2 protein-coding genes are annotated in these 1,734 nt (G+C 65.2%); one reads left to right on the top strand and one right to left on the bottom strand.

Translation table 11 applies throughout. The features are described from left to right. A partial coding sequence (locus tag HMPREF9538_RS04170; protein WP_009486121.1) for a substrate-binding domain-containing protein occupies positions 1-962 on the top strand: 962 nt, incomplete at its 5' end. Between the two features lie 47 nt (positions 963-1,009). On the opposite strand, the gene HMPREF9538_RS04175 is transcribed toward HMPREF9538_RS04170, so the two are convergent. Next, positions 1,010-1,618 carry a hypothetical protein gene (locus tag HMPREF9538_RS04175; RefSeq protein ID WP_004151798.1) on the bottom strand — a complete coding sequence of 203 codons (609 nt, stop codon included), beginning with the start codon at positions 1,616-1,618 and terminating at the stop codon, positions 1,010-1,012. Between the last annotated feature and the right edge of the window lie 116 nt (positions 1,619-1,734).

Genomic DNA, 1,734 nt, shown 5'->3' with positions numbered 1-1,734 from the left:
CGGGCGTCTCCAAAGCGACCGCCAGCCTGGTACTCAACGGTCGTGGTAAAGAGCTGCGCGTGGCGCAGGAGACGCGCGAGCGCGTACTGGCGATCGCTCGCGAACAGCACTATCAGCCGAGCATTCACGCGCGCTCGCTGCGCGATAACCGCAGCCATACCATTGGTCTGGTGGTGCCGGAGATCACCAACTACGGGTTTGCCGTTTTCTCCCACGAGCTTGAGACGCTCTGCCGGGAAGCCGGCGTGCAGCTGCTTATCTCCTGCACCGACGAAAACCCAGGCCAGGAGAGCGTGGTGGTCAATAACATGATCGCCCGCCAGGTCGACGGCCTGATAGTCGCCTCTTGTATGCACAGCGATGCCGACTATCAGAAACTTAGCGAACAGCTGCCGGTGGTGCTGTTTGACCGCTCCCCCAGCGACAGCGCCCTGCCGCTGGTGATGACCGACTCGGTCACCCCAACGGCCGAGCTGATCTCCCGTATCGCGCCTCAGCATGCGGACGAGTTCTGGTTTCTCGGCGGCCAGCCGCGGCTGTCGCCGTCGCGCGACCGGCTGGCGGGGTTCACCCAGGGCCTGGCCCAGGCGGGGATCACGCTGCGTCCCGAGTGGGTGATCAACGGCAACTACCACCCCAGCTCCGGCTATGAGATGTTCGCGGCGCTCTGCGCGCGGCTGGGGCGTCCGCCGAAGGCGCTCTTCACCGCGGCCTGCGGGCTGCTCGAAGGGGTGCTGCGCTATATGAGCCAGCATCATCTGCTGGATTCCAATATTCATCTCGCCAGCTTCGACGATCACTATCTGTATGATTCGCTTTCCCTGCGCATTGATACCGTGCAGCAGGATAATCGCCAGCTGGCCTGGCACTGCTACGATCTGCTCAGCCAGCTGATCGACGGTCAGGCCCCGGAGCCGCTTCAGCGCTACCTGCCCGCCACCCTGCAGATTCGCCATCCCTGACGGCGCGGTTGGCAATTAGCGTTTTCGCCTGGCGCGCGCCGCCTGCCTCAGCGCCAGCAGCGCGCTGGCGAGCACCCGCCAAGGCCGATCGTTACCGGCCAGCGGTAAGCCACCAGCAACGAGGGCAATCCACCATCCGGCGCCAGCATCACCAGATTCCAGCCCGCCAGCCCCGCGTTGCCGTTCAGCGCCCGGCTTAACATCCTTTGATGCGGGGCGAATGGCTGAATGGTCTGGTAGTGGCTGCCGAACAGCGGGGGCTGCATCTCTCGCGGGAACTGCGCCTGCACCTGGGCCAGCACGCTGGCCGGCAGCGCGTGCGATGCCGCCAGCAGATGCCCGTCGCCATTCACCAGCAGCAGCTGATAATGCCGCTCCTGGGCGAGGGTCTGGAGAGCGGCGCGCATCGCCGCCAGCGGCCAGGTCGCTTCCCGCTGCGGCGCCGGAATGTTCATCCGCCGCTCAAGGCGTTCCGCCACCCACTGCGCATCCTCCTCCAGCTGGCGGATCTGCCTCTCACGGAAAACCTCTCTGGCCGGCAAATTCATGCCCCGACCGAGCGCCAGGATCGCCAGCCCCGCGAGCAGCGTGACGATAAGGCCCCTTTTTCCCGCTAGCCAGCGCGGCGAGAATTTGCCAAAGGATGGTGTATTCATACGACTCCAGAAACCGCAGGCCACGCGTGGCCCCTGACGAATGGACAACGGAAGTGGCGAAACTGTACAGGATGCGCAGCGCGGGCAAAACAGACAGGCGGAGCCTGGCGGGGGGG

It is taken from the genome of Klebsiella sp. MS 92-3, assembly GCF_000195655.1.
Classification (GTDB): domain Bacteria; phylum Pseudomonadota; class Gammaproteobacteria; order Enterobacterales; family Enterobacteriaceae; genus Klebsiella; species Klebsiella pneumoniae.
This window is presented reverse-complemented; position numbering and strand designations above follow the sequence as displayed.

What these genes read in the sequence shown, in the direction of transcription:
- HMPREF9538_RS04175 (WP_004151798.1), bottom strand. Translation starts at nt 1,618, where the DNA reads ATGAATACACCATCCTTTGGCAAATTCTCGCCGCGCTGGCTAGCGGGA.